We start from the raw sequence: 5,468 nt of genomic DNA, 5'->3' as shown, positions 1-5,468 counted from the left end.
CTAGGCAGCGTGTGCCCGCGTTTTCTCCCGCGAGCGCGGCGGCGAGCCAGTCGGCCGCGTTTTCTTCCCCGCGCGCCGGATAACAGAGCAGGATCGCCGTGGGCTCACCGCCGAGTTCGTCCTGTACCCTTTGATGGCGCGAATAGGCGAGTGTCTGATAGACGTCCCTGCGCAGGGAATTGTCCTCATCAGCGCCGCCGGGCTGTTGCCGCGCGAAATCCTTGTATTTCGCATCGACGATGACGCACCGCCCCTTCCCGTCCGAGACCAGGAAATCGGGGCGCACCGCGAAATTCTGGCCGAGATTGCCATTATGGTAGCCAGCCCAAACGCGCCAGCCCTCCATGCGGCGCAGCCGAACTTCTACGTAACGCTCAAACAATTCGGCGGTCGCGAGGCGAAAGGGAACCAGCCGGGCCTGTGCGTTTTGGGCTGGCTGGTTGGGGTCGAAGCCGGTGCGGGTGAGCACAGCGCGGGCGAGCGCGAGCGGGCGGGCATAGTGGCGATAGGTACCGGATTTGCGTGCAACGTGGAAATCGCGCGGCGTGATCCGCGCGATCGCCGCCCCGGCGAGCGCCGCATCCGCCTGGCGTGCCCAAACATGCCAGGCGGCTTGCGGGCCGCCCAAACCTTGCCCGCTCGCATCCTCCAATAGCCGCCGCGCACCAGCGAGCGCAGTACGCAGGATGCGGTTTTCCAACGTGTCCTGCTCCAACGCCTGAAACCGGCAAGGGACGATTTCGGGATGGCCGCGCGCGAGGCTCCGCGCGGCATAGCGCCCGAAGGCGATCTGCCCGCGAACCCGCCCCCGTAGATTCTCCTCGCGGGAGATGAACCCGCGCCGGAGATGGCGCTGCACCAGCTCATGCACCGCCCGCAGATAGGCCAGCGCGATGAGCGGCGACCAGTCGGCCTGGTCGGGTGCCTCGATCGGCGCCTCGTCGGGATAGACGGTGAGGCACTGGTCGAGATGGCGCGACACCTCCGGGTCGGCCGCGCAGGCGGCATAGAGCGCGAGATAGTCGATGCGGAATCCGGCCCCGTTGCCGGCCCCGTTGCCGTCGAACGTGCGAGGCCCGACATGGAGAGTGCGGTCCCGCGCCAACCGCCCGATCCCGACGAAGAAGCCGAGTTGTCCCTCGGCGGACTGATCGGAGTAAGGGGTTAGGCCAAAATAGCGGGGTTCTTCAGCCCTCGCGGCATTCCGCGCCGCTTCGCGCAACCGCTGGACCGCCTCGTCGACCGCGTCTTGGCCGATGAGATCGGCAAACCGGACGGAGCTATTTTCGGTGTACACCTCTATGGCCCGCTCAGGCGCCGTTCTCAATCTGCTCGACTCTTTGGATTGCGTTCTGCTCCAATACCCCGTCGGCGACGTATTCGCGGAGCAGCGGGCCAACCTGGTATTTCATCCGTTGATTGAGATCGTTCGTGTCCTCCGCAAGGAAATAGGAATGGCCAGGTTGCACATCCTCGGCGCGATAATCGGCGCTGAGAAGGGCTGCTTCGCCATTGAAGAGGTTGGCGACCGCATCGAACTTGCGGAGTGCGGCAGCGCGAAGCTCTTCATCCCCGTGGTATCCCCCCACGACAGTCCTATCCGGGAGAAGCGGCACGAAGGCGAAGCGGCGGCGGACGGCGTAGTCGATATGGCCGATCGAGCGGTCCGCCGTGTTCATGGTTCCGATGATGTAGAGGTTTGCGGGTAGCCGCGCCGTCGCGTCGCCGTCACCATATTGCAAGCGGACGGGCTGACCGCGATATTCGAGCGCGTAGATCATTTCGCCAAGCACGGCGGCGACATTGGCGCGATTGATCTCATCGATGATCAGGATGAAGCTTCTGTCGGCATGCGCCTGCGCCTGCGCCGCCATCTCCAGCAGCGGGCCGTTTTCCGTCGTGTAAACGGTCTGGCCGTTCTCGGTCCGGATGCGGATGCCGCGGACGAAATCATCGTAGTTGTAGGAGGGATGAAATTGCACGATGTCCCAGGCTCCGGGCTGGCCTTCCCGGAACGGCATCCGCAAATCCGTCAGGATATCGTCGACCGCACCGATTTCCGGCACTTGCCCGTTCAGCATAAAGGCCGCAAGCCGCTTGGCCGAGAGCGTCTTCCCGGTTCCCGGCGGGCCGGTGAAGATGATCTGTCTTTGGGCTTCCAGCAAACTTGACCAATCTTCCAGCGTTTCCAATTGGCGTCTTATCTCCCCAAGTTCCTCGTATAACCACCAAAAGAAAATAGACCTATTTTGAGGCAAGTCGTGATTCAGATTTTGATTTGCAATGCTCTGTTGAAGAGAATCAAGTAATTGGAAATTTTTTCCTATCCAATGAGCTTCCGATTGAAAATCTGGAAATTGGACTCTGATTTGACTCAAAACAGCCCACAACCTTGCGTCTGTCGTAAAGCTCGTTATTCGGCCCGGTAGACAAGCAAAGAATAAACGATTGATCACGGCAGGAAATCGTTTTATGTTATTTTCTTGACAGTAATCATTCATCCAATTAATGAAATTATTATATAAAACAACAATTTTGTCGTTATCAGCGTCCCTGATGGTTAGCCGAACGGTTTGGCCATACAGATTCCAAAACCGGTCATTGTCAGGCAGATTTAGGATACTATTGAATACAGCTTCCGAAAGCCCGCCCGCGCCGACAGAAGAAATGCCATTATCTCGTTGATATATCATACATTCCATGTGTCTAGAAAACGAATCTTTCCCTCCGAATGCCTGAATGATATTATTTTTTTTCGGCTTTTTTGGGATTTTTTTGCAATTATTATTATTTGTTTGGAAAAACTTGTTAATTTTTTCTCCCAATTTTTATATCAATCTTCGTGGTTATTTAGGTAAAACTGATATCTGCCTGCTAGCCATTCCTCAATCGTCATCGTTCATTCCTTTTTCGATCGTTATTGCGTCTGGTGCAATTCTCAGCAATTTTTTGGCCGTCGGCCGACGGAGAGAAAGGCGGCACCAAGCGAGCAAGAGGCGGCGCCCTCGCGGGTTGGCGGGGCAGGCGGCGCTGGTGGCGGATCGTCGCTGAAAACGGCGCGCGGAAAGAGATCCATGTTTTGCTCGTCCGTCTCCTGGTCGGGCGCTACGAAGGCATTCGTTTCCCGCCATTGCGCCATTCGGCCAGAGAGCCATTGCAGAGCAGCCGCGGTTTGTTGCGGAAAGGCGTAAATCGACAACAGGACCGCAAGCCACACCAAAAATCCGCGCTGGAAGGAGATCAGAAACGCGACAATGAGCGTGGCAACCGCGAACGCGCGCTGTGGGCGCGGAAAAAACGCGGCGACGATACGCAAAACGATCACGAAGGCGGCGATTTCGAGGAAAGCCATCGGGCAGTGCCTTGCGCAGGAGACGTCTCCCGATAAGCCCCACGCACGACAAAACGGGACGGAGATGCCCCCCCGCCACGATCATTCCGGCGCGCCACTTTGCCCTCATGCCGCTCGATGATGTTCCGAAACGGCGGCGGCCATCTTGGCGAGTTGATTGCGCAACATCTCGGGCGCCAGCACGCTAACCGCCTCACCCCAGGTGAAAAGCTGCCAGCACATCTCCTGCAGGCCGCCGGCGCGAAAGCGAATGGTGAGGCTGCCGTCGGGCTCTGGGGTTAGGGTTTGGCTGGGATGAAAGAGCCAGCCGGCCGCATCCTCCGCCGCCTCGGGCGCGAAGCGCAGCACCACGTCCACCGGCTCCTCCTGAAACACCCCGAAGGACTGCGCCGCATAGGCGGATAACGAGAAATCCTCCCGCCGCGCTGGGACAATTCGCGCGCCGCGGTCTCGATCGCGGCGACCGCCTCGGGCCGGGGCGCAACCAGGCCGAACAGCGCGGTCGCCGGCAGCCGCCAGCGCCGCACCCGTTCCTCGTCGTCCCAGCTTTCCAGCTGCGGGAACATCGCCAGCAGGGAATCGCGCAGCCGCTCCGCCGTGCGCCGGCCAACCCCGAGTTCGTCCGCCATGTCCTCGAGCGTGAGGCCGGTGCGCGTGCCGGCGAGATGGCGCGCAAGACGCAGCAGGCGTTCGGCTGGGGCATAACGCATGGCGGAAGCTTGCCGTGGCGCCGGCTCGGGGGCAATCACGCCAAAAGGGCGGCGCCGCGACGCGGCCCCGCCGGTTGCCTCAGGGGGTTGCAAACTTGGCATCCTCGGTTCGCTCGCGGGCGAGATCGATAAGCGTCGGGAGATCCTCGTCGAGTTTTTTCTGCGTCTCCTCGTCAAGAAAGGTCAGGATTTCGCCGGCGACGTTGGCGAGAACAAACGCCGCTTCGAGCGGGTGGATGCGGCTTTCGCAAATGCATGCCGCGAGCGCCTCATGAAGCCGCGCGCACGCGTCGCCGTCGACGATCGAGAACAGGGACAGAATGCGGTCGGCGCGGTGGAACGCCGGGGCGAAAACCTCACGAATATCCATCATCAGAGCTCCCTCGTGAGCCGAGACGACATGACTCGGCTGCAACGAAGCTGTTTCACCGTCCTCAGAGAGCGGTATGGGATGATCACGATCGCGTGAGTTTCTCACGCCGCAACCGACGCGGCGAAGCCCATCGGCCCGCGCCCGCCACGCCGGCCCGCGCTCTCGGCGGCGAGCAGGCGCACCAGATCGTCTGGCTCGCTCTCCCCGCTCAGCGCCGCGCGCCGGGCGACGAGCGCGAAATCGGCGGGCGTGAGGCAGCGCAGACCATCGAGCGCCGCCGGCGGCTCGCAGGCGAAAAACCGCCGGAACGCGGCGCGGGCCTGCGCGGGGGTCATCCACTCGAAGCGGATTTTGAGGAGGAAGCGGCGCAGTGAAGCGCGGTCCAGCCGCTCGCTGAGATTGGTCGTGCAGGCGAAGGGGAGATCATGCGCCTCCATCGCCGACAGCATTTCGTTGACCTGGGTGATCTCCCAGCTCCGCACAGCCTCGCCACGCTCGAACAAAAGGCTGTCGGCTTCGTCGAACAGCAGGAACGCCGCCATCTCGCGGGCTTCGGCGAACGCCTCGGCGATGGCGCGCTCGGTGCCGCCGACATAGGGATCGAGGATGTCGGAGGCGCGTTTTTGCAGCACCGGCAGCCCGAGCCGCTCTGCGAGATGGCGCGCCCAGGCGGTTTTGCCCGCCCCCGGGGGCCCCGCGAGCAGCAGCGAGATGGCGCGCGGCGCTCCAGGCGCGGCGAGACGGTCGGCGAGCGCGAGGAGATCGGTATCAGCGTTGACGAGCGCGGGATCGTAGAGCGCGGGCGGCTCCAGCTCGGCGGCCGGGGCGCGCCGGCCGAAGATCGCATGCGCCACGCCACTTGCGACCAGCCGCGCCGTTTCCGCCCCGCCGCCGGCGAGCTTCGCCGCCCGCAAGGCCGAGGCCGCGAGCGCCGGCGCCACCGGCACCAGCCGCGCGAGATGCGCCGCATCCGCTTCTGCCAGCTTCACGCCGGCGCTCTCGCCGATTTCGCGCCAGAGCCGCGTGCGCGCCG

At 62.5% G+C, this 5,468-nt stretch carries 6 protein-coding genes; 1 reads left to right on the top strand and 5 read right to left on the bottom strand.

Going from position 1 to position 5,468, the window contains the following annotated elements:
- Positions 1 to 1,297 (bottom strand): 5-methylcytosine restriction system specificity protein McrC (locus ACP5M5_RS02865; RefSeq protein ID WP_427935414.1); only part of this gene is annotated, 1,297 nt, incomplete at its 3' end.
- Between the two features lie 13 nt (positions 1,298 to 1,310).
- A complete protein-coding gene (locus ACP5M5_RS02860) occupies positions 1,311 to 2,825 on the bottom strand; it encodes an McrB family protein (RefSeq protein WP_427935413.1) in 1,515 nt (504 codons plus the stop codon).
- A gap of 95 nt (positions 2,826 to 2,920) precedes the next feature.
- Between ACP5M5_RS02860 and ACP5M5_RS02855 the strand changes: the two genes are divergently transcribed.
- Entirely contained in the window at positions 2,921 to 3,388 is a 468-nt protein-coding gene (locus ACP5M5_RS02855; protein ID WP_427935411.1) for a hypothetical protein, read from the top strand.
- 69 nt (positions 3,389 to 3,457) lie between these two features.
- On the opposite strand, the gene ACP5M5_RS02850 is transcribed toward ACP5M5_RS02855, so the two are convergent.
- The 3 genes from ACP5M5_RS02850 to ACP5M5_RS02840 all read right to left on the bottom strand — a co-directional run.
- The gene (locus tag ACP5M5_RS02850) at positions 3,458 to 3,787 is read right to left on the bottom strand and encodes a WYL domain-containing protein (protein ID WP_427935418.1); all 330 of its coding nucleotides are present in this window, start codon (positions 3,785 to 3,787) and stop codon (positions 3,458 to 3,460) included.
- Between the two features lie 354 nt (positions 3,788 to 4,141).
- Complete coding sequence (locus ACP5M5_RS02845) at positions 4,142 to 4,435, bottom strand: hypothetical protein (protein WP_427935410.1); 294 nt, start codon at positions 4,433 to 4,435, stop codon at positions 4,142 to 4,144.
- Positions 4,436 to 4,536: 101 nt separating this feature from the next.
- On the bottom strand, positions 4,537 to 5,468 hold a 932-nt coding region (locus ACP5M5_RS02840; RefSeq protein WP_427935408.1), incomplete at its 5' end, for an ATP-binding protein.

It is taken from the genome of Acidibrevibacterium sp. (assembly GCF_049965395.1).
Classification (GTDB): Bacteria; Pseudomonadota; Alphaproteobacteria; order Acetobacterales; family Acetobacteraceae; genus Acidibrevibacterium; species Acidibrevibacterium fodinaquatile.
This window is presented reverse-complemented; position numbering and strand designations above follow the sequence as displayed.

Coding starts and splice junctions, on each gene's coding strand:
- ACP5M5_RS02845 (WP_427935410.1), bottom strand. CDS start 4,435: ATGATGGATATTCGTGAGGTTTTCGCCCCGGCGTTCCACCGCGCCGAC.